Origin of the sequence: Xanthomonas sp. LMG 12459 (assembly GCF_009192905.1) — a bacterium.
Taxonomy (GTDB): Bacteria; Pseudomonadota; Gammaproteobacteria; order Xanthomonadales; family Xanthomonadaceae; genus Xanthomonas_A; species Xanthomonas_A sontii.
On sequence record NZ_NSGT01000003.1, the window covers coordinates 1 to 26,212 of the forward strand.

The window sequence follows — 26,212 nt, forward strand, 5'->3', positions numbered from 1 at the left end:
GGCGACGCTCGCGCCGTACCCTCACCCCCGCCCCTCTCCCGGGGGGAGAGGGGAGTTGCCCTGCGGCGCGCGCCGTCTTCTTCGCAGCGATTTTTGGAATCGCGCCTGCAAGCCGGCGCTCTTGCCAAGACGCAGCGCACAACTCCAACGAAAAAGCCGCACCCGGCATCGCCGGGCACGGCTTCGGTTGCAGGCCGCAGGCAGGGAGCAGCGCGCGGCGGCAGCGCCCACGTTGAACAACTGGAACTCGCGGATATGTGCGGCGTCGACGCTGGACAGGATGTTCAGGCGCACGCGCGAGGCGGTGACCGTGGGGAAGTGGTCGATCTTCATGTGGCCGATCGCCTGTGCCTGCGCCACCTTGACCCAGGCGCCGTCGCGGAACACTTCCACCGCGTACTTCTGCACCAGTTGGCCGTCGTTGAGCCACTCCATCGACAGCGCGGTGTCGAAGGTCACCGGCTGCTTGAACTGCAGTTCCAGGGTGGCGTGGTGCGAGCCGTCCGGTGCGCTCCAGAAGGTGTCGCGGTCGCCGTCCACCGCCGCGGCGATACTGTCGTCGCTCTTGAGCCGGCCGCGCACCAGGATGCGATCGGCGCCGTAGCGCGCCTGCAGCGCCTGGCCCATTTCCTCCAGCCGCTTGACGTCGGCCTCGGGCAGCAGGCCACGCTTGTCCGGGGCGATGCCCAGCACCAGTTGCCCGCCGCGGCCGACGCTGTCTTCCCAGATCTGCACCAGCTCGTCGACGCTCTTCAGCGTCTGGTCGCTGTTCGGGTGCCAGAACCACTGCAGCTTGTGCAGCGGCGTATCCACCTCGACGGGACGCCAGCGCAGGTCGCCGTGGCGATCGATAGCGTTCCGGTTCTCGCCTTCGATCACGCCCGCCTCGTTGCCGACCCAGCGCACGTCGCCGTACTCGAACAACGCGGTGTCGGCGAAGTTCTCGGCAAGCAGCGGCCGCGTGGCCAGCACACGGTCAGGCCGAATGCGGCCAGCCAGCAGAGCGAAGAGAGCGGACGGTTCGGCTTGGCGGATCCTCGCAATCGTCGCTCGGGCAGGCGGCACTTCCGATGGTGTCAGCATATGGTATTTAATTGATGATAAATAGGTATTCCCGTTTGCGGGCCAGGACCGTACCACATGATGTCGCCTTCGCTGTTTCCCCTGCTGTCGCTGTTCGCGGTGCGGGCCATCGCCGGCCCGGCCGCCGTCGCCCCGCCGCCGGTGCCGCCCTCGCCCATCGTTTACAGCGAATTCGTCAACGCACAGGCGCCGACCGCGCAGTGCCACGCCTCGACCCTGGTGGAAACCCGCGACGGCCTGCTCGCGGCCTGGTTCGGCGGGCGCCACGAAGGCGCCGACGATGTCGCCATCTGGGTGGCGCGCCGCGACGCGCACGGCTGGCAACCGGCGCAGCGGGTGGCCGACGGCGCGCAGGCGCAGGGCGCACCGCTGCCGACCTGGAATCCGGTGCTGTTCCAGCCCGCGCAAGGGCCGCTGCGGCTGTTCTACAAAGTGGGTCCGGACCCGAAGCGCTGGTGGGGCATGCAGACCACGTCCAGCGACGGCGGCCACCACTGGTCCACGCCCGAGCGCCTGCCCGCCGGCATCCTCGGCCCGATCAAGAACAAGCCGGTGCAGCTCCCCGACGGCCGCATCCTCAGCCCCAGCAGCAGCGAAGACGCTGGCTGGATCGCGCACATGGAATGGTCCGACGACAACGGCGCGCACTGGACCCGCGGCCCGGCAATGAACGACCCGGCCAGGATCGGCGCGATCCAGCCCAGCGTGCTGCTGCACCAGGACGGCCGCCTGCAGGCGGTGGGCCGCAGCCAGCAGAACCACGTGTTCAGCACCTGGTCGCGCGACCAGGGCCGCACCTGGGAACCGATGACCCTGCTCGACCTGGCCAACCCCAATTCCGGCACCGACGCCGTGGTGCTGGCCGACGGCCGCTCGCTGCTGGTCTACAACCCGACCGAGGCCGGCAAGGACTGGTGGGACGGCCGCGGCGTGCTCGCCGTCGCCCTGTCCGACGACGGCCTGCACTGGACCCGCGTGCTGACCCTGGAAGACAGCCCCAAGGACGAGTTCTCCTACCCCGCGGTGATCCAGACCCGCGACGGCCACGTGCACATCAGCTACACCTGGAAGCGCACGCGGATCAAGCATGTGGTGCTGGATCCGAAGCGGCTGGGCGCGGGGTCAGCGGCGCCTGCCGGCGGCGGGTGAATCTTGCTCGGGGCCCGGGGCCGGGGACCCGGGAAAGCAAGAGCAAAGCGCTGCCGTAGCAGAGACAGATCAGGCTGCGGGATGCGGCGTTCCGGGTCCCGGGTCCCGGGTCCCCGGTCCCGGCTCCTCCAACAACACCACCATCCGCCGCACCCGCGCCACATCGGTCTGCATGCGGTCGCCGCCGAGGCTGCGCACATGCGGATGCGGCGACGTCGCCCGCGACGCCAGCGGCCCACGCGCCGAGCCATGGAACTCGCGCGCACCGGTGCGCGCGCGCAACTGCGCCAGGTTGACTTCGGTGACACCAGACCCCGGCATCACGCTCAGGCGCGTGCCGGCCTGCTGCACCAGCTCGGCGATCAGGTCGGCACCCTCTTCCGCGGTCTCGCGCGCACCGGAGGTCAGCACGCGCTCGCAGCCCAGCGCGATCACATCCTCCAGCGCACGCCGCGGATCGGCACTGACATCGAAGGCGCGATGGAAGGTGACGCCGAGCGGCCCGGCCGCGGCGATCAGCTCGCGCATCGTCGCCGTGTCCACCTCGCCGTCCGTGGTCAGCGCGCCGAGCACCACGCCGTCGCAGCCCAAGCGCACGCACTGCTCCACGTCGCGGCGCATCGCCTCCACTTCCGCCGCGTCGAACACGAAATCGCCGACCCGCGGACGGATCAGCACATACAGCGGGATGCGCAACCGATCGCGCACCGCCGTCAGCGTGCCGAACGACGGCGTCAGCCCGCCGCCATCCAGGCCGCCGCACAGTTCCACCCGCATCGCCCCGCCCTCCTGCGCGGCCAGCGCCGAGCCGATCGCATCGGCGGCCACTTCCAAGCCCATCGGCACGCTCCCGCTCATGCCGCCGGCGCCGCGAAATGGCTCTGCCCAGGCAGCAGCAGATCCTGCCGCTGCGCATCGCAGACCGCATAACTGAAACCGGGCTGGATCGCGAACGCACCGACCTCGCCGCGCTTGTTCATCGCCAGGAACCCGACTTGCAGGTCGCGGGTGAGTTCCGGCTTGCGCCGCACGATGCGCATCACCACCTCGCGGCAGGCCTCGGCCGGACTCTTGCCCTGCCGCATCATCTCCACCACCGCGAAACTGCCGACGTTTCGGATCACCTCCTCGCCGACGCCGGTGGAGGTCGCCCCGCCTACCTCGTTGTCCACGTACAGCCCCGCCCCGATGATCGGGCTGTCGCCGACCCGGCCGTGCATCTTCCAGGCCATGCCGCTGGTGGTGCAGGCGCCGGACAGATTGCCGTGCGCATCCAGCGCCAGCATGCCGATGGTGTCGTGATTGTCCTTGCCGCCGGGCAGCGTGCCGCGGCGATAGGCGCGGTTCTCGATATTGGCCTCGGGTGCGTAGTGGGAGGTCTTCAGCCACTCCTTCCACGCCTGTTCCGACTCGGGCGTGAGCAGCTTGGTGCGCTCGAAGCCCTGCGCCAGCGCGAACTGCAGCGCGCCATCGCCGACCAGCATCACATGCGGCGTCTTCTCCATCACCCGCCGCGCCACCGAGATCGCATGCACGATGTCCTCCAGCGCCGCGACCGACCCGCAGCCGCCGGTGTGATCCATGATGCAGGCATCCAGCGTGACCCGCCCATCGCGGTCCGGATACCCGCCCAGCCCCACCGTGTGATTGTCCGGATCCGCCTCCGGCACCCGCACCCCAGCCTCCACCGCATCCAGCGCCGCGCCGCCGCGCGACAGCACCTGCCAAGCAGCTTGGTTCGCGGCGACGCCGAAGTCCCAAGTGGAAATCACCCGTGCTGCGCCGCGCGGCAGGGGGCCAACACCGGCCTTGGCTTGCGCCTTGGCCACGGCGGCGCGTGCGCCCGGCAGCACACCGCCCAACCCGGCGACCAGGGCGCCGAAGGCGGCGGTTTTCAGGAAGTGGCGGCGTTGCGGCATGGGGAGGCTCCGGCGTTGGGAGGGCGCGCGGGAGGGGCGCGCGTGGCCTTACATCATGCGGCAGAGTGGGATGGGATTAAACGGCCTGCTCGGCGTTACAGAGTTGGCTTGGCCGCTTGCTCCGCCAGGATTGCATCGAAGCATGTCTGAACGTTTATCAAGCTCATCGCGCACTTAGAAGAGTGTCAACGCTAGAGGTCAATCATCCAGCTACTACAACCTAGTTCGCACTTTGCATAAAACTTCAAGCCCCCCCCACTAGAAACCGGCTCAATATAATAGAATTTCTTTCCATCGCGCGCTTTCAGCAAACCGAGCCCCTCGCCACCACACCTATAATAATAGTGATTCGCTCCCTGAGGATAGTTTGCAGGCGAGCGCACCAAAGAAAAGGCTTCTTCAGCAGATGTAAAATACGAATGATCAAGTGTAGAAAAGCCCTTGAGGAAGTTGTCACTGGGCGCAGAAAATATAACCGCAACCCCACCAGCATCAACGCTATGCCGCTCATAGATGTCTGTAGCATTCTGCGGCAAAAAATCCGGCACCCACCCTTTTGCAATAGCATCATCCGCCACCGCATCACCATAGGTCCCATAGAACTTCGAAGAGTTGCCCGCACACCCTGAGACAAAAAAATCACCACAAGAAACACAATAAATATTTTCATGGACTACTCCAGTCAGGCCTGTACTCAAGCATGAACGGTCGGCGACTAGCTGGCAAATTATCTAAAAGATGAGAGCATCTAGCCCCGCATTCCACATTTGATGGACAGGACGCACCCACCCTATTGACCGCCATGTCTACAGCATTCCCCCGGGGGCGCGTACACCGGGCCGAACCCGACCGATCGCGGCAAACTCGGCAGCAAGCGGCATCTGATCGTCGACCGCAATGGCATTCCCTTGGCGTTCTGCGTGACCGGAGCCAACCGGCACGACTCGGTGGTCTTCGAGGAATTAGTCGATGCCTTGCCGCCGATCGCCGGCAAGCCAGGGCATCCACGACGTTGGCCAGGCAAGCTGCACGCTGATAAGGCCTACGACATCGACCGTTGCCGCCATCAGCTCAAGGAGCGGGCATCACGCCACGTATCGCTCGCAAGGGGATCGAGCGCAACGACCGGCTGGGGCGCCATCGCTGGGTCGTGGAGCGCACTCATGCTTGGTTCGCAGGCATGGGCAAACTGCGCATCCGATTTGAACGTCGAATCGATATCCATCTGGCGTGGCTCTCGATTGCCTGCGCCATCATCTGCCTGCGGATTCTCCCTGAGTTTTGTTAGCGGCTCTTAATGACGCCCGACCGCTCTATTTTTTAGGAACAAATGTCATCTTGAGGCTTTCGTAAACTTCCCTGTCTTGGCTGTTTCCTTTCTCAGCAGCCAACTGCCCCCAGTGCAAGGCTTCTGGGCCGTTGTTGTGTAAGACGCAATCCAGGTAATAGTCCCGCATCCCTCTAATTGCCGACAACTCTCCATCTTCGGCCTTCGCACGACTGGAAGCAACATCAAAAGTCCTGCAAGCTCCATCCCCTGAAATGGGAGCCGCATCGACCTTATGATCACTTTTCCCGCAGGAAGCCAGAAGCATCAAAAACACCAAAAATCCGATTCTTAGCGTCATGGCCTTGCACTCCTATATTCACCCGGGTTACTCAAATCAATGGGGCCATGAATATCGCCCTTGTGCCCATAAGGAGTCGCCAACGGGCCTCTGGGGGTATACCAAACGGATCGCGTTGGCGCATCAACCTCTGTCCCTCTGACTTTGGACAGTGCAGTCATCACATTGACCATCCCCGGCACTTCAGGATCAGCACCAGTGTTGCAAGCCTTGAGAATAACGGGCTCATCATCCTTGCACCCCTGCTGTTTCAGGAGATCGTTAAATCGAGACATCGAACGGGCATCATTAGCAAAGTATCGAACCTTATTTGCAGTCCCCGCTCGGGTATCAGATATGTGGGTCCAGGCCCCATGCCCGTACACAACACAGTATCCGACCATATCCACGTCCGCCAAGGCGCCCTTATAGATAATGGCATCCTCTTTGTTCTGCGGGCCAGCCAAGACCACTTTCCTCAAACCAAAAGGATCCATAAAGGATAAAGGACTACCATCAACATATGCATAAGTAGAGCTCCCTCCTTCCAGGCCGATTAAATCGCTTTGGCCGTATCGACCGGTGACAGCGTCGTAGTCCCGGAAGTAGTTCTGGTTGAGCCCCGTAGCGCTGTCATACCGCTGCCCCGGGAATCGCATGTTGAACACGAAGGCGGTGCCGTCCTTGTCCGGGTCCTGATCCGGCGCGGTGGTGCCGAAGGCCTCGCCCTTCAGATCCCATCGCCAGATCGCCACGTCGCGGACCGGGTCGATGACGGCACGAGGCGTGCCCAGGTGATCCGGCTGCACGTAGCGCAGCGTGGTCTTGGCCAGCACGCCGACTGGCAGATCGTCCAGCCAGATCGCCTGCTGTACGACTGCACCGTTGTTGTCGTAGTCGCCCAGCCAGTGGCCGCTCTCGTCGTACAGCGTGTAGACGTTGGTCTTGCCCACCCGCCGCACCTGCTCGCCGCGGCCGTTGTAGGCATAGTTCGCCACCTTGGCGCCATTGCGATTGACCTGGGAGAGCCGACCGTTGGCGCCATACACGTGCTGCACGGCCGTGCCGCCGATCGCGGTGGTGTTGCCGGCCGCGTCATAGCTGCGCGCGGTACCGGCCACGCTGCTCAGGCGGTGGCTGGTGGTCGGATAGGTGTAGGTCTGCGTGGCGGTGTTGACCTTGGCGCTCAGGCGGTTGCCGGTGGCATCGTAGGTATAGCCGTCGATCACCGTATCGGTCGGACCATCCTTGAACGCGGTCAGCCGGCCCAGCGGGTCGTAGTCCAGTTTGATGACCGGTGCGGTGTTGCCTGGTGCGGTCAGCGCACTGAGATTACCGACCGGGTCGAAGGCGAAGCCCACCGCCAGGCCATCGCTGCGGGTGTCATTGACCGCCAGCGGACGGTAGTCCTGGTCCAGCACGCGCTGCATCGGACGGCCGTTGCCGTAGGTCCACCCGGCCACGGGGCCAAACGGATAGTAGGTGGCTTGATTGAGCAACACCTGACGGGTGCCGCCAGGTGGGGTCACGCCGACCTCGGTGGTCTGGCCCTGGGCGTTGCGCACGTAGTCCACCACCGCCCCATCCGGGTAGGTCAGGCCGCTCAGCTGCCCGGCCTTGGTGTAGGCGTAGCGGACCACGAACACCTTCCCGTTGGTGGTCTGCACCTTGCGCACCAGATCGCCGAAGCGGTCGTAACAGTAGTCGGTGCTGCCGCTGCCGTCCTGCATCCGGGTCAGGCGGCCCACGGCGTAGGTCTCGCCGCTGGCGCAGGTCGTCTGACTGACGTCGTAGGTATAGCTGACGTTGAGGCTGGTGGTCGGATAGGTGACCTGAGTCAGGCGGTTCAGCGCGTCATAGCCGTAGCTGGTCTTGATGTTGCGCGCATCGGTCTGAGTGGCACGGTTGCCAGCGCTGTCGTAGGTGTAGGTCGTGCTGCCGGTGTCCGGGCTGGTGAGCTTGGTCAGGTCGCCCAGGCCGTTGTAGGCGTAGGTGGTGTCCAGGCCCTTGGGATCGGTAACCTTGGTTAGGTTGTCCAGGGCGTCGTAGCCGAAGGTGGTTTCGGCGGCGATGCCGCCCACGTCCTGCAGCGTGCGCGCCAGGCGGTTGAGCGGGTCGTAGTCGTTCTGGGTGGCATGCCCGAGCGCGTCGGTGACGGTCTTGGTGTTGCCGTTGCCGTCGTAACCGAAGTCAGTCGGATCGCCCTGCGCGGTGGCCTGCGTGGCCAGTTGGCCGAGCTGGTTGTAGATCCGAGAAAGCGAGCGCTTGAGCGTACCCGATGCGTCCTTGGTGTCCTCCTTGGACCGGTTGCCGGCATTGTCCAGGGTGTAGTGGATGGTGTTGCCGGCGTTGTCGGCGATATCCGTCAGCCGGTGTGCGGCGTCGTAGGTGAAGCGTGTGAACGCGCCATCAGGCTGCGTCACCTGCTTGACCAGGCCGGTCGGCCAGTAGTCGATCGCGGTGATGCGGTCGTCACTCTCGCTGCTGTCGTCGGCCCCACGCACCTTGCTGGCGGTCAGCCAGCCGCGCGGGTGATAGGTGTAGTCGGTGACCACGCCGTTGGCGTCCTTCGCCGACAGCACGCGGCCGGCGCCGCCATAGGCCAGGTACTCGGTAACCTGGCCCAGCGCATTAGTCACCTTCCACAGATCGCCCTTGCGGTGCGGACAGGTGGTTGGGGACGTGGCGCAAGTGCTGTCGTCGGTGGAGTAGTAGGTGAAGCGGGTGATGTCGTTGACGTCGGTACGCGCGCCGTCGACCGACTTGGGCAGGCCCAGGATCGGGCAGGTGCTGTCGGTCGCCGCCACGTCCGCCGCTTCGCAATAGCTGTAGGTAACAGTGCGCTGCTTGCTTGAAGCCGTGTCGCTGCTCGTCATCTGCACCGGCTGCAGGCGATCGTTATAGCTGTAGGACACGGTGCGCCCGCCGGTCTGCACCGACAGCAGGCGATTGCTGCCAGCCGCCGTACGTGTCGTCGTGGTGCGCTCCTGCGGTTGCCCGACCGCCTCGCGTACGGTGTGGATGTTCACCGCAACACCGTTCTCGGTCGCTTCGGCGTAGCTGTGCTGGGTCTGGATACCACGGCGATCGGTGACGCTGCTCAGCCGGCGGCGGAAGTCGCTGGACTGATCGTTGTAGCTGTACTGCAGCGTGCCGTCGGTCCTGGCGACGGTGGCGACCTTCGGCGAGGCACCACCCGCCTCGGTCATCGTGTAATCGTTGACATCGCCCAGCGCATCGGTGACGCGAGTGCCGACAGCCGAGTACGCCAGGGTGATGCCGTCGATGCCACCGGCGTGCTGGCTGGAGATCGCACGGCCAACCTCGTCGTAGGCGAAGGTGCTGAAGCGCTGGCCGTCCTCCGTGGTCACACCGGTCAGATGGCGCGGGAACCGCGTGTCCTCATAGTGGTAGATCCGGCTCTTGCCGTCGGCATAGGTGACGCTCGCCAGGCGCTGCTGGTCGTAGCCGTAGCTGGCCAGCTGCACCCCAGCTGAGACGATTCCGGTGATGAGCGCGTCGTCGTTGTCGTCGGCATACACCAGTTCGATGGAGCGCCCCTGCAGCGACGCGATGCTTTGCAAGCGTCCACGCGTGTTGTAGCCGTACATCCACCCACTTCCATCCTCGGCCATGCGCGAGACCAGCTTGCCCTTGGCATCGAAGGTGTAGATCGCATCCTGGCGATACAGCACCCACTGGTCGCCATTGGCAACGATGCGTTCGTCCGAGGCATTGGCCGCGCGATACTCGGCTCCCATCTTGCGGAACGGCACGGCATAGCCGCTACCCTCGATCAGGCCCAGCGTATCGCCCTGGATGGTCAGGTGCAGACTGTGCGAGAAGGTCCAGCCAGGGCCGAAACCACCGGTATTCAGTGCGATACCCGAGTGGTAGTAACGCGTCAGGGTGATCCAGCCCAGATCCAGGTCGCGCTCGGTCTGGAATTTCTCGCCGGTCTTGACGTCGCAGGGGTTGCCTCGCATACCGGAGTTGCCGCCATCCTGTTGCTTCTCGCATTGCAACGTCGAGACTTCGATGGTGGCGAAGAAGTCCTTATTCGTGCAGCCTTGGTCACTAATGTGCCAGATGGCGTATGGTTTCGGACACTCGGAGCGACGCGTACGCCCCATGAATGTGGTGTATTCGTTAGGGCCGCTGCAATCATCATAGTACGTCCGAACGCTATACCGCCTGCTCTGGGCTTCAATGCCGACGTCATACTCGGGATATGGACCGAACGAAAGCTCCCATGGCCCTTCCGGCGCGACCGAGGCCGCAGGGCAATTGGGTCTGGTAGCACTGATTTCCTGTGCAAGTACGGCCGCAGCCTGCTCTTCGGTCGGGATCTTTGTCGTGTTCCAACTTTCATATGTCCAGTTTTCGTCCTTGGCTTCGGTACGACCCATCCAATAGGTGATTATGGACGTCCCATTTTCCTGGACGACGGTGTCCTTGATCGTATCGACGTACTGGTACACATCCTCCATGTCCTGAGGCCCAGGAATTGCCTTGATCGCTGCCTCCGCAGCTGCTTGGGTGTAGTAGACGCCATGGGAATTCCCTTCCTCATCGCGGACCAGAAACTGCTGCTTCTTCCCATCTGTCCCGGCGAACGCCGAACCCATGAACAGAAAGAACAGCGCCATTACCAGCGCGAGGCGGCTGGCGCCGCCGGAGGTACGTTCATGGTGCATCGTGTTCATCGCGCGTCCTTGCAAGAAGTCGATCAAGCCAATCGAGTCAGCGGTTGCCAACTGCCTGTCCGGCCAGAGGCCGATCGACGCCCAACAGCGCGCCGCCAAGGGCTCGGCAGTGTTATCGGAGAAACAAACGGGTGGGGATGCCCAAGAGCAGGCGGTCGCGTCATCCCTGAGCGACGCAGTACAGCGAACGGGTGCACGCACGTTACGCATACGACAATCCTTGTCATTACGAGAAGCGATGCTAGACGACGGCCCTATCCACTGGCAACAAGCCGCTGCGGCTTTCGCTCAAGCGCGCATAGCATCGGCCAGGATGGTTGCGGTACGCAGTCAGAAGCAAGGCCGTTGCAAGACGGCCGCCGATCTAGATGACCGCCGCAAACCGCTCCACCACCATCCCCTCGATCGCCTCCAGATCCGGCAGCAAGGCGCTCTGCTCGCCCAGCAGCACGCGCATGTGCACGCCGGGTGGGAGGGTTTCTTCGGAGGCGTCGGCGAGCAGGCCGTCGCGGGGGACGGAGATCAGCTGCGGGAAGGATTGGGTGAGCAGGGCCACGTACGGCAGGTCGGGGTTGCCGCCCAGGGCCTTGAGCACGACGATCTTGTTGTTGGCGGCGACGATCTCGGCGCCCAGGCCGGTCAGGCGGGCGAAGGAGACCAGTGGCACTTTCCAGCCGTACCAGGCGATCTGGCCGAGCAGCCAGTGCGGGGCGTCGGGCAGCGGTTCGACCGGCACGCGCGACATCACTTCGGCGATGGTGGCGTTGGGCAGCAGCACGCGCTCGCTGCCGGCCAGGATGAGGACACCGCGGATTTCGTCGTTGCTGGCGTAGCTGCTCATGGAGTGACTTCGTCCTGAAAGCGGAAAAAACGCGCGGTGCGGGCGCGGCGGTGAATGGCGTGTGCCGCCTCGCTCAGCCGCTCCACCGCGCGGTCAAGGCCTGGGCCAGTTGCGCCGGATCGCCGCCGGGATGGCCCTGCAGGATCAGGTGCGCGCCGGCGGCGGGGTCGTAGCAACCGTCGCCGGATTGCCCGGCCACCCAGGCGCCTTGCGCGGCCAGCGCCAGCACGGCCTCCACCTGTTGCGGGTCGCTGCCGCTGAGCAGCAGCACCGCGCTGTGCGCGGCCGGCAGGCCGGCGACCACAGAGGCGCCGGCGTCCTGGGCGACGAAGCGCAACCCGGCCGTGCCGTGCACGCCGACGTCGTCGGGCAGGATGTAGACGTTGCCAGGGGCGACCGGCTCGCCGGCCTCGGCCAGCAGCACCGGCAGCGCGGACACGCGGGCGATCTGCTTGACCAGGTTGCCGTAGCGGCCGCCATCCAGGCGCAACTGCACCAGCAGCGGCAGCGGGAAGTTCTCCGGCAGTGCGGCGAGCAGGCGGCGGATCGCGTCGGGGCCGCCAATGCCGGCCATCACCAGCACCGCACCGCGTGCGGCGGCGCCTGCACCGGCACCGCTCGTGGACGCGGGCTCTTCCGACTCCAGCGCGACCAGCGACAGACCTTCGGTGGCGAACTGCGGGATGGGTTGCGACGCGCGCGGCGCAGCGGCAAGCAGGGGCGCATCGTCGTCGACCAGCGACCAGGCACTGGCCGGCAGCGCCGCGGGTGTGGCGGCGGGCGCAGCCGGTGTCGCATCGACGTGCGGCACAGCCGGCTGCGCAGACGCTTCGCTGGCAGCGGCCTCGGCGCGCGCGAACTGCAGTTCCTCGAAACCGGGCGCGACGTCCGCCGGCGGCTGCCAGGCATACATGCCGTCTTCCGGCGCGGCCTCGGCGAAGCCGGCGGCTTCGTCGACATGCAGGCCGATCGGCGCGTCCTCGTGCAGCTGCGCCGGCGTCGCCGGCAGGCCCGGCTCCGGCTGCAGGCCGGTCTCGGTCTCACGGCCGGGCGGCAGCACGTCCTGATGGCCCTGCAGCTTGGCCGCCAGATGCCGCGCCCAGCGCTGCGCTTCCCAACCCTCGCGGCGCGCGGCCAGCTCGGCCTCGTCGAAGATCACGGTGACGCCAGGCAGCGCCAGCGCCGCATCCAGCCGCTCCAGTGCGTCCTCGATCGCCGGCTCCAGCGCGATCAGCACCGCCGCCGGCGCAGCGTCGGACAGGGTCTGCGCGTCGATCGCGCCCGGGTCGTCTTCCAGCACGATCGCCGCGCCGACCAGGTGCAGCGCTTCGCGCAGGCGCTCGCGCGCCTTGCCGGGACGGGCCAGCAATGCGACCGGCGTGGAGGTGGCGTCGCCGTCATTCGCGAACACGGGCGATCCCCAGCAGGTCGTAGACGTTGCGCATCAGATCCAACTCTTGGTAAGGCTTGCCGAGATAGCGCTGCACACCCAGTTCGAAGGCGCGCTGGCGGTGCTTTTCGCCGCTGCGCGAGGTGATCATCACGATCGGCACGGCGGCGTAGCGCGGATCGGCGCGCATCGCCGTCGCCAGTTCGTAGCCGTCCATGCGCGGCATCTCGATGTCCAGCAGCATCAGGTCGGGCACGCGCTCTTCCAGGCGCTCCAGCGCCTCGACGCCATCGCGCGCGGACACCACGTCGAAGTTGTGCCGCTCCAGCACGCGGCCGGTGACCTTGCGCATGGTCAGCGAGTCGTCGACCACCATCACCAGCGGCACGCGCCGCTGTTCGGTCGGCGCAGCCTCCACCACCGGCCGCAACGGCTGCGCCAGGAAGCGGCGCACCAACGGGGCGATGTCGAGGATCACCACCACGCGGCCGTCGCCGGTGATGGTGGCGCCGTAGATACCGGGCACCGAGGCGATCTGCAGGCCGACCGGCTTGACCACGATTTCGCGGTTGCCGAGCACCTGGTCGATCGCCACCGCCGCGCGCAGGTCGCCCGCGCGCACCAGCAGCAACGGCACCTGCGCCTGGCCTTCGGCGCGTGCCGGCGCCTGCCCCACCAGCGAGCCGAGGTCGTGCAGCGCATATTCCTCGCCGCTGTAGCGGTAGCCGCCGGTGCCGGCCTCGAAGCGCTCGCGGCCGATGCGGCCGATGCCGCTGACCGACGCCACCGGCACCGCGAAGGTGGTCTCGCCGATCTGCACGAACACCGCCTGCGTGACCGCCAGGGTCTGCGGCAGGCGCAGGGTGAAGGTGACGCCCTGGCCGCGCACCGAGTGGATGTCCACCGAGCCGCCGAGCTGGCGCACTTCGTTGCGCACCACGTCCATGCCGACGCCGCGGCCGGCCAACTGGCTGACCTGGTCGTAGGTGCTGAACCCGGGCGCGAAGATCAGGGCATCGAGTTCGTCGTCGGACAGCACCGCGTCGGCGGCGATCAGCCCGCGCTGCTCGGCGCGGCGGCGGATCGCCTCGCGGTCGAGTCCGGCGCCGTCGTCGGCCACTTCCAGCACGATTTCCGATCCCTCGCGGCGCAGGCGGATGGCGATGTTGCCCTCCTCCGCCTTGCCCGCGGCACGCCGCTGTTCCGGCGCCTCCAGGCCGTGCGCGACCGAGTTGCGCAGCATGTGTTCCAGCGGCGCGACCATGCGGTCGAGCACATTGCGGTCGAGTTCGCCGTGGGTGCCTTCCAGGCTCAGGTGCACCTGCTTGCCGGTTTCGCTGGCGGCCTGGCGCACCACGCGCCGCAGCCGCGGCACCAGGCCGTCGAACGGCACCATGCGCGCACGCATCAGCCCGTCCTGCAATTCCGAACTGACGCGCGACTGCTGCTGCAGCAGACCGTCGTACTGCCGCGCCAGGTCGTCGAGCACACCCTGCAGGCCGCCCAGGTCGGCCGCGGACTCGTTGAGCGCGCGGCTGAGCTGTTGCAGCGTGGAGAAGCGGTCCAGTTCCAGCGGATCGAAGCTCTGCTCGGTCTGGTCCTGTTCGCGCTGGTAGCGGGCGACGATCTGCGCCTCGGTTTCCAGATCCAGGCGCCGCAGCTGGTCGCGCAGACGCGCGTTGGTGCGGTCCAGTTCGGCCATCGCGCCGCGGAACGCGCCCAACTGCTGCTCCAGACGCGAGCGGTAGATCGCCACTTCGCCGGCGTGGTTGACCAGGCGATCGAGCAGGTCGGCACGCACGCGTACCTGTTCCTGCATGGGCCGCGCGATCGTCGCCTCTTCGTCGGGCGTGCCCTCCACCGGCAGCGGTGCCGACAACGGCGCCGCCACGGCGGCCAGTGCCGCGGCAGCCAGCGCGTCGTCGGCCGCCGCGAGCGGCGCCGCGACGGTAGTCTCGGCATCGCTGGCGGCGGCGAGCCTTTGCCCGTGCGTGCGCGCGTCGAACGCGCCGATCAGGTCCTGCGGCATTGCCACCGCGCGGTGGTTGCCGGTCAGGGTCAACAACTGGTGCAGGCGATCGAAGCCGCGCTCCAGCAACTGCACGTCCTGGCGGTCGAGCTCGGTGCGATGGGCGGCGACCGCCTCCAGCAAGGACTCGATGCCATGGCCGAGGTCGCCGATGGCGTTGATGCCGGCCATGCGCGCGCCGCCCTTCAGCGTATGCAGGTCGCGCTGCAGGCCGCCGAGCACGTCGCGGTCCTGCGGCGCGGCACGCAGCTCGGCGATCAGGCGATCGCAGTGGTCGAGCAGGTCCTTGCCTTCGTCGACGAAGATATCGACCAGCTCGCGATCGAGGTCGGCGAAGTCCAGCGGCCCCAGATCGACGGCCGACAGATCGGTCCGCGCGGGATCGGCCGCGGCATGCGCGGCGTCGACGTCGGGCTGTGCGGGCACGGCTGCCGCCGACGCGTGTTGAACGGTTTCTTCGTGCGCTGCGTCGGCCGATGCCGTCGCGTCCGTCTCGGTCGCCGCGGTCGTGTCGTCCTGAACGGCGTCGCCCTGCGCGTCGGGCGCTGCGTCGAGCCCCGCATGATGCGCGTCCGTCGTCTCGTCGGCATCGGACGACGACGCGTGCGCGGCATCGTCCGCTTCGGCGGCGACATCCTGCAGCTCGCTCTCGCCTGCACCGCTGGTCGGCTCGACGTGTTCTGCGTCGGTGTCGGCGTGCTCGCCGTCCGTGTCGGCGGCGGGTGGGTTCGCACCGCCCTCGCCCGTCCCCGCGTGCGGAGGCGAAGCGGCGTCCAGGGTCACGTCGCCGTGCTCGGCGGCGGCCTCGGTATCGTCGTTGGCCGAGGCCACGCCGTCGTGGCGCCAGCCGCTCGACGGCGCCAACGGGTGCTGGCGCAGGCCGATCGCAGGGGCGTCCTCGTTGAGCTGCTGCTCGTGCGCTTCAGCGGTGTCGTCAATGGGCGCATCGGCGTCGCCGTGCGTCGCATCGTGCTCCGATGCCTGCAAATCCTGCCCGTGTGCGGACGCGTCCTGGCTGTCGTTCGCCTGCGCGTCGGTCGCATGGTCTTCGACAGCGTGGTCCGCTGCCGAATGATCCGTTGCCTGCGCTTCGGTCGCGTCGGCGTCGGCGTCGCGGTCGGCCGCCGAATGATCCGACACCTGCGACTCCGGCGCATGCACGGACGCATCTCGGGCTTCCCCGTCCTGCGCTTCGATTGCGTGAGCCTCGGAGCCGTGCGACTCGCCAGCATGCTCCGGCGCCTGCAGTTCCTGCGCGTCCATCGGGGTATCGGTCGCAGCATCGGCGATGACCGCATCGACCGCCGCATCCTGCGCCGCCGCCGGATCCAACGCTTCCGGAGCCGGGTCCGACACCTGCTCGGCGCTCAGCGGCGCCTCGACTGTCAGCTCGTCGAGCTGGCCGTCCTGCGCCAGGGCCGCCTGTTCGTCGGCGTCGCGTTCGTCATGCGATGCCGCCGCCTCGTCGCCCGGCGCTGCCTCATGGCCCTGCGCATGGTCCTGTGCAGCCGCCGGCTCAACAGCAAGCGGCTCGTCCTCGCTCGCCGACGCCAGCGAGGCCGCATCCGTGTCGGTGGTGGCGTCGCTGTCTGCCGGCGCGGACGCGGCGTCGGCGTGAACATCGATGCGATGCTGGTCGGCGTCGACCGCGTCGGACTGCCCGGCAATGTCATCCGCCGGCAGCGCTTCGTGCAGATGCGCGGCATCGCCCAGGAACGCCGACAGATCGTCGGCCGCGGTGAGTTCCACCGCCTGCACGGCCTGCTCATCCAGGCCGGCCTCGGCCGGTGCCGACGCGGACAGGTCTTCGTCGTCCTCGTCATGCGCGATCGGCGGCCACTGCACTTCCGGCAGGGTCTCCACCAGCGCGCGCAGGCGCTGCGCCAGGTCGGTGAACGGCGGAATCACCGGCGACGGTGCCTGCAGTTCCGCGATGGTGGCGGCGATGGCGCGCGCCGCGTCCTCGAGCGCACGCACGCCGTCGGCGCTCGGAACGCTACCAGACGCCAAGGCGCGCTTGACGTAGCTCTCGGCCGGCCCGGTGACCGCGGTGATCTCCGGCACGTCGGTCATCGCGAACGCGCCGCTCATGGTGTGCACCGCGCGCAGCAGCGCTTCGGTCGCCGGCTGCGGCGCGTGCTGCAGCCAGGCGTGCACGGTCTCCAGATGGGTGGCGACCTCGGCTTCGAGGATCTCGCGCAGCACGCTGTCCACCGAGGCCGGCGTCCCCGCGCGCGGCGCGGCGCTCGCCTGCGGGGTGGCGAAATAGAACGCCTCCTCGCCAGCGGCGATACGCTCGGCCACCGCCTGGATCGCGTCCAGATCGGCCTGCACCGTGCCGTTGCCGCGCAGCGCGGCATTGAGCTGCGGCAGCACCGCGTAGGCCTGCTCGACCATCGCCACCACCGCCGGGCTGGCCGGGCGCGAGCCGTCGAGCACGCGGTTGAGCATGCTCTCGATCTTCCAGCTGAACTCGCCGAGCACGCGCGCGCCGACCAGGCGGCCGCTGCCCTTCAGGGTGTGGAACACGCGGCGGATCGGCCGCAGGCTTTCGGTGTGGGCAGGCGCGGCGCGCCAGGCCGGCAGCAGCGCACCGAGATTGACCAGTTCCTCGTCGAATTCCTCGAGGAACACCGCGCGGATCTCTTCGTCGATCTCGCCATCGCCGTCGATGAAGCCGGTCTCGGCGGCAGGCGGAGCGGCGGCAGGCGCGGCACTCGCCTCCGTGCTGGCGGGTGCTGCGGCCGCAGGCTCGCCGCTGTGGGCGGCCGCGGTCACGTCGAACTGCGCGGCGGCAGCCTCCAGGTCGGCCAGGAACGCGGCTTCGGCGTCCGAAACCGGTACAGCGTGTGCTTGTACCGGCTCGGGCGTCGCATGCTCCTCGGATTCCCGCGCGGCATGCTCCGGCGCCGATGGCGCATCGGCCACGACATCGGTGTGCGCAGCCTCGTCGATGGCGGCAAGGCCGGCATCGGTCTGCGCCGGGCCATCCATGGGCGCGTGCGACTCGGTCTGGCGTGCCGCGTCGGTGGCCTCCGCGGCCTCCGTCGGGATCGCGTGCGCGGCGTCTTCGGCGTCGGCACCGGCGTCTGCTGGCTCGGCCTCCCCTGCCGCGTCGAGGCGCTCGCCGTGGGCGATATGGGCGCCCGCGTCAGCCAGCGCATCCGCATCCGGCAGCGCGAACGCGGCCTGCTCGTCCTGCGCGGCTGGGGCGGCGTGCCAGTCGAGCGTGTGCACCTCGTCGGCGGACCCGCCAGGCGCGTCGGCGAACGCCGGCGCGTCTTCCAGTTCGATGACCAGCGGCGGCGTGGAGGCGTCGGCGTCTTCTGCAGCAGTCGGCCTGTCGACGATGATCAGGTTGGGATCGTCGTGTTCGTCCAGGCCAGCGAACGCAGCCGGCACATCGGCCTGCGCCTGCTCCGGATACTCGGCGGCCACCGGATCGAAATCGGCGACATCGGAGGCGGACGCCGCGGGAGCGGCTGCGGCAGCATCTTCCTGGGCGAGCGTGGACGGCGTCTGCGGCCGCAGTGCGTCCTGCTCCAGCACCAGGGAATCGAGGCTGATGTGCAGCGGCTCGGCAGTACCGGTCCAGCTGTCCTGTTCGGCCGCGACCGGATCGAAACTGAGCGCCTGCGACGTTGCTGTGGGCTGGTGCTCGTCGCGCGCAGCGCCGTCGTCGGCGGGCGCGGAGGCGTGTTCGGCCGCGGTGTCGGCGTCATCCGTCGCCAGGCTCCACTGCGGCGCCTGCGGTGCGGATGGCGCAGCGTCCTGCGTGCGCGGCGTCGTCTCGAGCGTGTCCTCGGCCGGCGCCAGATCCCAGGCCGGCACGGCCGGCGCGGCGATGGACGGGGGCGCCGACGCGTCGATGCGATCAGCGGCCACCGGCGACAGCGGCGCAACCGATTCGGCCGCCTCGCTTCCGCTCGGCAACACGCCCGGCGCGGCCGGTGCGGTGTCGGGCAGCGGCCAGTAGCGCAGCGCTTCCAGGCTGCTGCGGGTGATGTCGAGGATCTCCTCGCGCCCGGGGCGGCGCTCGCGCAGCGCTTCCAGGTAGTACTCGAGGCTGGCCATCGCGTCGGCCAGGGTGTCGAGCTGGCGGCCGCTGGGCACGCGGCGCTTGCCGATCAGCTCGGTGCCGACGTAGCGGCGCACGCCTTCCAGGTAATCGGCCGGCTGCGGCAGTTCCAGCATGCGCAGGGCACCGGCGACCTCAGCGAGCAGGCGCGGCACCTCGTCCAGGCGCGCATGGTCCCAGTTGGTCTCGATGAAGGCGACGAAGTGCTCGCGGGCGCTGCCGAAATTGGCGATGGCCTCGTGCGCCAGCACTTCCACCGTGCGCCGCGCCTCGGCGGCACTGGCGTCGTCGTGCACGTCGCCGCCGGCGCCGAGATAGGCGACCTGGTCGTCGAGCGAGGCGTCCACGTACAGCAGCGCACCGGCGATATCCAGCAGCAGGCCTTCGTCGGCCGCACGGGCGCCATCGACGATGCTGCGCAGCGCGTCGCGCTGCTGCACCACCACGCTGCGCGCCACGCCCAGGCCCATCACGCCCAGGGTATCGGCGACGCTGCCCAGCTCGTCGACCTGGGTCTGCAGCGCGGCGACGTCGCCGCCGGTGCGCAGATGCAGGTCCAGCGCGTCCTTGACCCGCAGCAGTTCTTCCTTGATCGCGGTGCCGACGGTGTCGAGCAGTTCGCGGTTGCGCCCGGCGAGGCTGCCGCGCGCATGGTCCAGTTCGGCCTCGGTGGCGGTGACCGCGTCAGGCGCCAGCGCGAACAGCGCGCCCTCGCTGAGGCCGGCTTCGCCGCGCGCGGCGCGGATCTCGTTGAGCAAGGGCAGCAACACGATCGGAATGTCGCGATGGCCGTCCTGCAGGCGTTCCAGGTAGTCCGGCAGCAGCACGGTGCCGCGCATCAGCGTGGCGCAGGCCTCGTCGCGGTCGACCGCCTGGCCGTTCTGCACCGCGATCGCCAGCAGTTCCAGTTCCTCGGCGACCATCGCCGGCGCGTACAGCTCGACCATGCGCAAGGTGCCCTGCACCTGGTGCAGGTAGCCGGCGCAAAAACGCATGCGGCCAGTGTCGGCCGGTTCCTCGACGAAGGCCTCGATCTCGCCGCGGACCTGGCGCAGGGTCTCGTCCAGTTCCGGCTTGACCCAGCCCAGCGCGGCATGGCTCATCGCATCGCGCAGCGCGCTCATCGCCGCGTCTCCGCGGCCGGGCACGCGCCGTGCCGCGCGAGCGCGGCGACGGGATGCGGGAGTTGTTCACGGTACGTCATGTGCGCTTCCTTCCACCCGGTTCCGGCCCGCTTACGCCGGCAGCTTGAAGTCGGCGACCGAGCGCCGCAGGTCCGCCGCCAGTTGCGCCAGGCGGCCGATCGATTCGGCGGTCTGTCCCGCGCCTTGCGAGGTCTGTCCGGTGATCTGCCGGATCACGTCCATCGTCTGGGTGATGTCGATCGCCGCCGCCGACTGCTGGTGCGCGGCGATGGAGATGTTCTTGATGAGGGTGTTGAGCGCGTTGGACACGCGTTCGATCTCGGTCAGCGCGGTGCCGGCGTCCTCGGCCAGGCGCGCGCCGGACACCACTTCGGAGGTGGTCTGCTCCATCGAGCTGACCGCTTCGTTGGTATCGGCCTGAATGGTCTGCACCAGGCCTTCGATGCGGCGGGTAGCGCCGGAGGTGCGTTCGGCCAGGCGCTGCACTTCGTCGGCGACGAGCGCGAAACCGCGGCCGGCCTCGCCGGCCGAGGCGGCCTGCACCGCGGCGTTGAGCGCCAGGATGTTGGTCTGCTCGGAAATGTCGTTGATCAGTTCCACGATCGAGCCGATCTCCTGGGTCGACTCGCCCAGGCGCTTGATGCGCTTGGAGGTCTCCTGGATCTGGTCGCGGATCTGGTCCATGCCCTGGATGGTCTCGCGGACCACGCCGGCGCCTTCGGCCGCGATCACCACCGAGCGCTGCGCCACTTCCGCCGATTCGGTGGAGTTGCGCGACACCTGCTCGATGCTGGCGGCGATTTCGTTGATGCGCACCGAGGCCGAGCCGATCTGCTCGGCCTGGTGCCCCGCCGCCTCGGCCAGCTGGCGCGCGGTGGCCTGGGTTTCCTCGGTGGACACGGCGACCTTGGCCGAGGTGTCGTTGATGGTGGTCACCAGGTGGCGCAGCTCGTCGACGGCGTAGTTGATCGCGTCGGCGATGGCGCCGGTCATGTCCTCGGTGACCGAGGCCTTGACGGTCAGGTCGCCTTCGCCGAGCGAGCTGATTTCGTCGAGCAGGCGCATGATCGCCTGCTGGTTGCGGCTGTTGTATTCCACCTGCGTCTGCAGGCGGATTTCCTGCTCGCGGCTGCGGCTGCGCACCGTGGTCCAGACGAAGCCGACGATCGACAGCAGCGCCAGCAGGCCGGAGATCACGCCCAGCCAGAAATTCGGGAACAGGCGGGTGTCGCGGGTCGAGCCGAACGCGGAGAACGCGTCGAACAGCTTCTTGCTGTCCTCCAGCATCTTGCCCGAGCCGGCGGTCAGCGCCGCGGCGGCGGACTGCGCGGCGAACAGGCTGCGCGAGCTGGCCTGCAGCGCGTCCAGGTCCTTCTTCATTTCCGCCCACTGCGCCTGCGACTGCTCCAGCGCGGCCAATGCGGCGGCGTTGCGCACCGGGGCGATGCCCAGTTCCTCGTTGCCGTTGCGCAGGCCCTCGAGCATCTGCCCGAACACCACCGCGTCGCGCGCCAGCGCGTCGCCGGCGCTGGCCGCACCGCGGCCGCCGGCGCGCATTTCGGTGACGCGGCGGGCCATGGTCCCGGCCACCACCACCTGCTGCAGGGTGTTGTAGATCTGCGCGGCGGGCGCGCCGCCGACCGTCATCGCGCGCACCACCTCGTTCAACTGCGCCTGCAGCTGCGGCACGCCGCCGACGAAGCGGTCGGCGTTGCCGGCCAGCGCCAGCACCGCCGGTTCGCTGTCCACCACCTGCTGCGCGTTCTTGGCCAGCGGCGCCCAGGTGCCGTTGAGGGTCTGCAGCGGCGCGGACACGCCGGCTTCGTTGGCGTAGCGTGCGTTGAGCTCGGCGACGGTGCTCTCCACCTTCGCCTTGGTCTGCTTGAACTGCTTGAAGGTCTCGGCGTTGCCGGACACTGCGTCGCGGGCCTGGTTGGCCAGCTGTTGCGACAGCACCTGCAGGTCGGCCGCGCCGGTGCTGGCGCCGGCCAGGCGGTTGCCCTGCCAGGTGGCCACGCCGGTGTTGGCGCCGAACACGACCAGCGATAACGCCAGCAGGCCCAGCCAGAAACTCGTGCCCACGCTGCCGAGCTTGCTGGCCTTGCGGGCGTCCGGAGCAGTACTCATGATGCGACCTCGGTCTTCGATGCGGAGGCAGCGCGCGCGCTCAGGCGGCGGCTTGCCGGAATTCGGGAGTGCGCGACAGCAGCGACAGCGAGAACACGCCCCAGTCCTGGGCGTCGCCGCGGAAGGCGCGGTCGATGAAGTGCGCGTAGCGGCCCTGGGCCAGATCGCCCGGCTCCACCGCCTGCGTCTCGGTGAAACTGCGCTGGCCGAACAGCTCGTCGATGGTCAGGGCCACGTCGCCGCCGCTCTGGCGCATGATCAGCACACGCTGACCTTCCTGCAGCGCGGTGCGCTCGCCTTCCAGGAACTGCTTCAGGTCGACCACCGGGAACAGGTTGCCGCGCAGGTTGCCCACGCCCAGCAGCCACGGCTGCGCGCCCGGCACCGGGGTGACCGGCGGCATGCGCACGATCTCCACCACTTCGCGGAAATCCGAGACCAGGTGACGCTTGCCGACGCGGTAGCCGACCCCGCGCCAGACGTCGTCGTCGAAGGCGCGTTCGGGCATCTGCACGGCGTGCGCCAGGCTGCGCCGCTCGTAGGCCTCGAGGATGTCGAAGGGCGAGCGCATGTCAGCCCACCAGTTGCTTGATGCGGGCGATCAGCTCGTCTTCCCGCGGCGGCTTGACGATGTAGTCGGTGGCGCCCTGGCGCATGCCCCAGACCTTGTCGGTCTCCATGCTCTTGGTGCTGATGATCAGCACCGGGATGTGCCGGGTGGCCTCGTCGCGCGACAGCGCGCGGGTGGCCTGGAAGCCGCTCATCCCCGGCAGCACCACGTCCATCAGCACCAGGTTCGGCGCCTGCTCGCGTACCAGCTTGATCCCGTCCTCCGCGTTGTCGGTGGACAGGACCTGGTGCCCGGCTTTTTCAAGCCATTGCGTGAACACCGCCCGGTCGGTCGGTGAGTCCTCGATCAACAAGATACGGGCCATGCTGCCTTTCCCCCTGGTCAGGCGTTGACGTATGTACGGATCGCGCCCAGCAGCTCTTCGCGTGTAAAGGGTTTGGTGAGGTACTGCTCGGACCCGACGATGCGCCCGCGCGCCTTGTCGAACAGGCCGTCCTTGGAGGACAGCATGATCACCGGCGTGGCCTTGAACAGCTGGTTGCCCTTGATCAGCGCGCAGGTCTGATAGCCGTCCAGCCGCGGCATCATGATGTCCACGAAGATGATCTGCGGCTGCTGGTCGGCGATCTTGGCCAGCGCCTCGAAGCCGTCGGTCGCCGTCACCACTTCGCACCCTTCGCGCTTCAGCAACGTTTCGGCAGTACGACGGATCGTTTTCGAATCGTCGATCACCATGACCCGCAAGCCTGCGAGTTCCCCACCCGCAGTCGTGTTTTCACTCATCACTTGCCCCCAAGCGCGCGACGCTTCATCGGATCCGGCTTCGCTGCGAAACGCCATGTATCCCAAGACCCGCTGCGACTGTCAAGGCCGCCGCTGCCGGTCTGCGTTGAACCACGTAACAGCACAAACTATGTCACAGTTTGGCGGATAACGTGCGACACCGCGCAGCCGCGCCCGACACCCGATGCGCGGCGCCCCCGCCGACCCGCTACCATCTTCCGCTCAGTCTCTCAGGTGCCCCCATGCCGTTCGATGTCATCGTGGTGATGGACCCCATCGCCAGCATCAAGATCGCCAAAGACACGACCTTCGCGATGCTGCTGGAAGCGCAGCGCCGCGGGCACCGGCTGCACTACGTGCGCCCCAGCGGGTTGACCCTGCGCGATGGCTGCGCAACCGCCCAGGCCGCGCCGCTGCGGGTGCGCGACGACAAGGCCGGCTGGTTCGAGCTGGACGCGTTCGCCGAACTGACCTTCGGTCCCGGCCAAGTCGTGCTGATGCGCAAGGATCCGCCGTTCGATGCGGAGTTCCTGTACGACACCCACGTGCTCAGCGTGGCCCAGCGCGCCGGCGCGCAGGTGGTCAACGACCCGCAGGGCCTGCGCGACTTCAACGAGAAGCTGGCCGCCCTGCTGTTCCCGCAGTGCTGTCCGCCGACGCTGGTCAGCCGCGACGCCGCCACGCTCAAGGCCTTCGTGCTGGAGCATGGCCAGGCGGTGCTGAAGCCGCTGGACGGCATGGGCGGGCGGTCGATCTTCCGCAGCGGCACCGGCGACCCCAACCTCAACGTGATCCTGGAGACGCTGACCGACGGCGGCCGCAAGCTGGCTCTGGCGCAGCGCTTCATCCCGGACATCAGCGCCGGCGACAAGCGCATCCTGCTGGTCGACGGCGTGGCGGTGGACTACTGCCTGGCGCGGATTCCGCAGGGCGACGAGTTCCGCGGCAACCTGGCCGCCGGCGGCCGCGGCGAAGGCCGCCCGCTGAGCGAGCGCGACCGCTGGATCGCCGCCCAGGTCGGCCCGGAGATGAAGCGGCGCGGCATGCGCTTCGTCGGCCTGGACGTGATCGGCGACTACCTCACCGAGGTCAACGTCACCAGCCCCACCTGCGTGCGCGAGCTGGACGCGCAGTTCGGGCTCAACATCGCCGGGCTTCTGTTCGACGCCATCGAGGCCTATCCGGCGCGATGAGCACGGCCGCCGCGACGCCCGCGCCGCGCATCGGCGAGCGCGAACGGCTCAGCGCCACCCTGGTGCTGTCGCTGATCGTGCACGGGCTGCTGATCCTGGGCGTGGGCTTCGCGATCAACGACGATGCGCCGCTGGTGCCGACGCTGGACGTGATCTTCAGCCAGACCAGCACGCCGCTGACGCCGAAACAGGCCGACTTCCTGGCCCAGGCCAACCAGCAGGGCGGCGGCGACCACGACACGCCGCAACGTCCGCGCGACAGCCAGCCGGGCGTGGTGCCACAGCGCCAGGACGGGCTGGCGCCGCAGGCGTTGCGTGCGCAGACCGCGGCCGCCGCACCGGAACCGACCCCGCGCGTGGTCAGCAGCGCGCGCGGCGAGCAGCCGCTGCCGGTGGCGCAGACCCAGCCGCGTACCGACGACCCGCAACGGCCGGTGGACGCGCAGCGCGAACAGCGCGATGCCGAGATGGCGCGACTGGCCGCCGAAGTGCACCTGCGCTCGGAGCAGTACGCCAAGCGCCCCAACCGCAAGTTCGTCTCCGCCAGCACCCGCGAATACGCGTACGCCAACTATCTGCGCGCCTGGGTCGACCGCGCCGAGCGCGTCGGCAACCTCAACTATCCCGACGAAGCGCGGCGGCGCCGGCTCGGCGGCCAGGTGGTGATCAGCGTCGGCGTGCGCCGCGACGGCAGCCTGGAGAGCAGCCGCATCCTGCGCTCCAGCGGCGTGCCGATGCTCGACGCCGCCGCACTGCGGATCGTGCAACTGGCGCAGCCGTTCCCGCCACTGCCGCGCACCGACGACAACGTCGACATCCTGCAGGTGACCCGCACCTGGGTGTTCCTGCCCGGCGGCAGCCTGGTCGACGACCGCTGAGCGGCACGCAGATCGCCCCTCTCCCCCCCGGGAGAGGGGTTGGGGTGAGGGTACGGCGCGCAGCGACTCGCGAAGGTCGGGCGCACGAGGCTTCGCCCGTACCCTCATCCGCCCCTTCGGGGCACCTTCTCCCGATGGGAGAAGGGAGAGCGATGGCCCCTCTCCCACCGGGAGAGGGGTTGGGGTGAGGGTACGGCCGCCCGCAACGCCTGCCGGTCACAACAGTTCAAGGCTTCGCCCGTACCCTCATCCGCCCCTTCGGGGCACCTTCTCCCGGTGGGAGAAGGGAGAGCGCTGGCCCCTCTCCCACCGGGAGAGGGGTTGGGGTGAGGGTACGACCGCCCGCAACGCCTGCCGGTCGCAACAGGTCGAGGCTTCGCCCGTACCCTCATCCGCCCCTTCGGGGCACCTTCTCCCGATGGGAGAAGGGAGAGCGATGGCCCCTCTCCCATCGGGAGAGGGGTTGGGGTGAGGGTACGGCCGCCCGCAACGCCTGCCGGTCGCAACAGGTCGAGGCTTCGCCCGCACCCTCATCCGCTCCTTCGGGGCACCTTCTCCCGGCGGGAGCAGGAGAGCGTTAGCCCCTCTCCCATCGGGAGAGGGGTTGGGGTGAGGGTACGACCGCCCGCAATGCCTGCCGGTCGCAACAGGTCGAGGCTTCGCCCCTTACCCTCATCCGCCCCTTCGGGGCACCTTCTCCCGGGGGGAGAAGG

Annotated in this window: 16 protein-coding genes and 1 pseudogene; 4 read left to right on the plus strand and 13 right to left on the minus strand. The window is 68.2% G+C overall.

Going from position 1 to position 26,212, the window contains the following annotated elements:
• Positions 1 to 21 precede the first annotated feature (21 nt).
• Positions 22 to 972, minus strand: coding sequence for a discoidin domain-containing protein (locus tag CEK65_RS00840; RefSeq protein WP_226980428.1), 951 nt, complete (start codon positions 970 to 972; stop codon positions 22 to 24).
• A gap of 168 nt (positions 973 to 1,140) precedes the next feature.
• On the opposite strand from CEK65_RS00840, the gene CEK65_RS00845 reads away from it, so the two are divergent.
• Positions 1,141 to 2,232 carry a sialidase family protein gene (locus CEK65_RS00845; protein ID WP_152180466.1) on the plus strand — a complete coding sequence of 364 codons (1,092 nt, stop codon included), beginning with the start codon at positions 1,141 to 1,143 and terminating at the stop codon, positions 2,230 to 2,232.
• 69 nt (positions 2,233 to 2,301) lie between these two features.
• On the opposite strand, the gene CEK65_RS00850 is transcribed toward CEK65_RS00845, so the two are convergent.
• The 3 genes from CEK65_RS00850 to CEK65_RS00860 form a co-directional block, all read right to left on the minus strand.
• Positions 2,302 to 3,072 carry a copper homeostasis protein CutC gene (locus CEK65_RS00850; protein WP_152180474.1) on the minus strand — a complete coding sequence of 257 codons (771 nt, stop codon included), beginning with the start codon at positions 3,070 to 3,072 and terminating at the stop codon, positions 2,302 to 2,304.
• Between the two features lie 14 nt (positions 3,073 to 3,086).
• Positions 3,087 to 4,151, minus strand: coding sequence for a N(4)-(beta-N-acetylglucosaminyl)-L-asparaginase (locus tag CEK65_RS00855; protein ID WP_152180467.1), 1,065 nt, complete (start codon positions 4,149 to 4,151; stop codon positions 3,087 to 3,089).
• A gap of 191 nt (positions 4,152 to 4,342) precedes the next feature.
• Complete coding sequence (locus tag CEK65_RS00860) at positions 4,343 to 4,849, minus strand: hypothetical protein (RefSeq protein ID WP_152180468.1); 507 nt, start codon at positions 4,847 to 4,849, stop codon at positions 4,343 to 4,345.
• A gap of 123 nt (positions 4,850 to 4,972) precedes the next feature.
• Between CEK65_RS00860 and CEK65_RS00865 the strand changes: the two are divergent.
• Positions 4,973 to 5,439: pseudogene (locus CEK65_RS00865) on the plus strand (IS5 family transposase); the annotation flags it as partial.
• Positions 5,440 to 5,464: 25 nt separating this feature from the next.
• Here CEK65_RS00865 and CEK65_RS00870 read toward each other — a convergent pair.
• From CEK65_RS00870 to pilG, 9 genes are all read right to left on the minus strand, one after another.
• Positions 5,465 to 5,779, minus strand: coding sequence for a hypothetical protein (locus CEK65_RS00870; RefSeq protein WP_152180469.1), 315 nt, complete (start codon positions 5,777 to 5,779; stop codon positions 5,465 to 5,467).
• The gene (locus CEK65_RS21080; protein ID WP_226980429.1) at positions 5,776 to 10,464 is read right to left on the minus strand and encodes an RHS repeat-associated core domain-containing protein; all 4,689 of its coding nucleotides are present in this window, start codon (positions 10,462 to 10,464) and stop codon (positions 5,776 to 5,778) included. The genes CEK65_RS00870 and CEK65_RS21080 overlap by 4 nt, the downstream gene beginning before the upstream one ends.
• Positions 10,465 to 10,828: 364 nt before the next feature.
• Complete coding sequence (locus tag CEK65_RS00880; RefSeq protein ID WP_148829659.1) at positions 10,829 to 11,305, minus strand: chemotaxis protein CheW; 477 nt, start codon at positions 11,303 to 11,305, stop codon at positions 10,829 to 10,831.
• Positions 11,306 to 11,378: 73 nt separating this feature from the next.
• Positions 11,379 to 12,716: a chemotaxis protein CheB gene (locus CEK65_RS00885; protein ID WP_152180470.1), complete on the minus strand. Its 1,338-nt coding sequence runs from the start codon at positions 12,714 to 12,716 to the stop codon at positions 11,379 to 11,381.
• Positions 12,703 to 19,926, minus strand: a complete 7,224-nt coding sequence (locus CEK65_RS00890) for an Hpt domain-containing protein (RefSeq protein WP_152180471.1) — start codon at positions 19,924 to 19,926, stop codon at positions 12,703 to 12,705. Before CEK65_RS00890 ends, CEK65_RS00885 begins: the two co-directional genes overlap by 14 nt.
• A gap of 111 nt (positions 19,927 to 20,037) precedes the next feature.
• Positions 20,038 to 22,074, minus strand: a complete 2,037-nt coding sequence (locus CEK65_RS00895) for a methyl-accepting chemotaxis protein (RefSeq protein WP_017910265.1) — start codon at positions 22,072 to 22,074, stop codon at positions 20,038 to 20,040.
• A gap of 40 nt (positions 22,075 to 22,114) precedes the next feature.
• Positions 22,115 to 22,645, minus strand: coding sequence for a chemotaxis protein CheW (locus tag CEK65_RS00900; protein ID WP_017914762.1), 531 nt, complete (start codon positions 22,643 to 22,645; stop codon positions 22,115 to 22,117).
• 1 nt (position 22,646) lies between these two features.
• On the minus strand, positions 22,647 to 23,009 hold the full coding sequence (locus CEK65_RS00905) for a response regulator (RefSeq protein WP_026144622.1): 363 nt from the start codon (positions 23,007 to 23,009) through the stop codon (positions 22,647 to 22,649).
• Positions 23,010 to 23,026: 17 nt separating this feature from the next.
• Entirely contained in the window at positions 23,027 to 23,428 is a 402-nt protein-coding gene (gene pilG, locus CEK65_RS00910; protein ID WP_003472648.1) for a twitching motility response regulator PilG, read from the minus strand.
• Positions 23,429 to 23,670: 242 nt separating this feature from the next.
• On the opposite strand from pilG, the gene gshB reads away from it, so the two are divergent.
• Positions 23,671 to 24,621: a glutathione synthase gene (gene gshB / locus CEK65_RS00915; protein WP_152180472.1), complete on the plus strand. Its 951-nt coding sequence runs from the start codon at positions 23,671 to 23,673 to the stop codon at positions 24,619 to 24,621.
• Complete coding sequence (locus CEK65_RS00920) at positions 24,618 to 25,499, plus strand: energy transducer TonB (protein ID WP_152180473.1); 882 nt, start codon at positions 24,618 to 24,620, stop codon at positions 25,497 to 25,499. The genes gshB and CEK65_RS00920 overlap by 4 nt, the downstream gene beginning before the upstream one ends.
• The last annotated feature ends 713 nt before the right edge of the window (positions 25,500 to 26,212 follow it).

Coding starts and splice junctions, on each gene's coding strand:
- CEK65_RS00880 (WP_148829659.1), bottom strand. CDS start 11,305: ATGAGCAGCTACGCCAGCAACGACGAAATCCGCGGTGTCCTCATCCTG.
- CEK65_RS00895 (WP_017910265.1), bottom strand. CDS start 22,074: ATGAGTACTGCTCCGGACGCCCGCAAGGCCAGCAAGCTCGGCAGCGTG.
- CEK65_RS00900 (WP_017914762.1), bottom strand. CDS start 22,645: ATGCGCTCGCCCTTCGACATCCTCGAGGCCTACGAGCGGCGCAGCCTG.
- CEK65_RS21080 (WP_226980429.1), bottom strand. CDS start 10,464: ATGAACACGATGCACCATGAACGTACCTCCGGCGGCGCCAGCCGCCTC.
- CEK65_RS00850 (WP_152180474.1), bottom strand. CDS start 3,072: ATGGGCTTGGAAGTGGCCGCCGATGCGATCGGCTCGGCGCTGGCCGCG.
- CEK65_RS00920 (WP_152180473.1), top strand. CDS start 24,618: ATGAGCACGGCCGCCGCGACGCCCGCGCCGCGCATCGGCGAGCGCGAA.
- pilG (WP_003472648.1), bottom strand. CDS start 23,428: ATGAGTGAAAACACGACTGCGGGTGGGGAACTCGCAGGCTTGCGGGTC.
- CEK65_RS00890 (WP_152180471.1), bottom strand. CDS start 19,926: ATGAGCGCGCTGCGCGATGCGATGAGCCATGCCGCGCTGGGCTGGGTC.
- gshB (WP_152180472.1), top strand. CDS start 23,671: ATGCCGTTCGATGTCATCGTGGTGATGGACCCCATCGCCAGCATCAAG.
- CEK65_RS00855 (WP_152180467.1), bottom strand. CDS start 4,151: ATGCCGCAACGCCGCCACTTCCTGAAAACCGCCGCCTTCGGCGCCCTG.
- CEK65_RS00905 (WP_026144622.1), bottom strand. CDS start 23,009: ATGGCCCGTATCTTGTTGATCGAGGACTCACCGACCGACCGGGCGGTG.
- CEK65_RS00870 (WP_152180469.1), bottom strand. CDS start 5,779: ATGACGCTAAGAATCGGATTTTTGGTGTTTTTGATGCTTCTGGCTTCC.
- CEK65_RS00845 (WP_152180466.1), top strand. CDS start 1,141: ATGATGTCGCCTTCGCTGTTTCCCCTGCTGTCGCTGTTCGCGGTGCGG.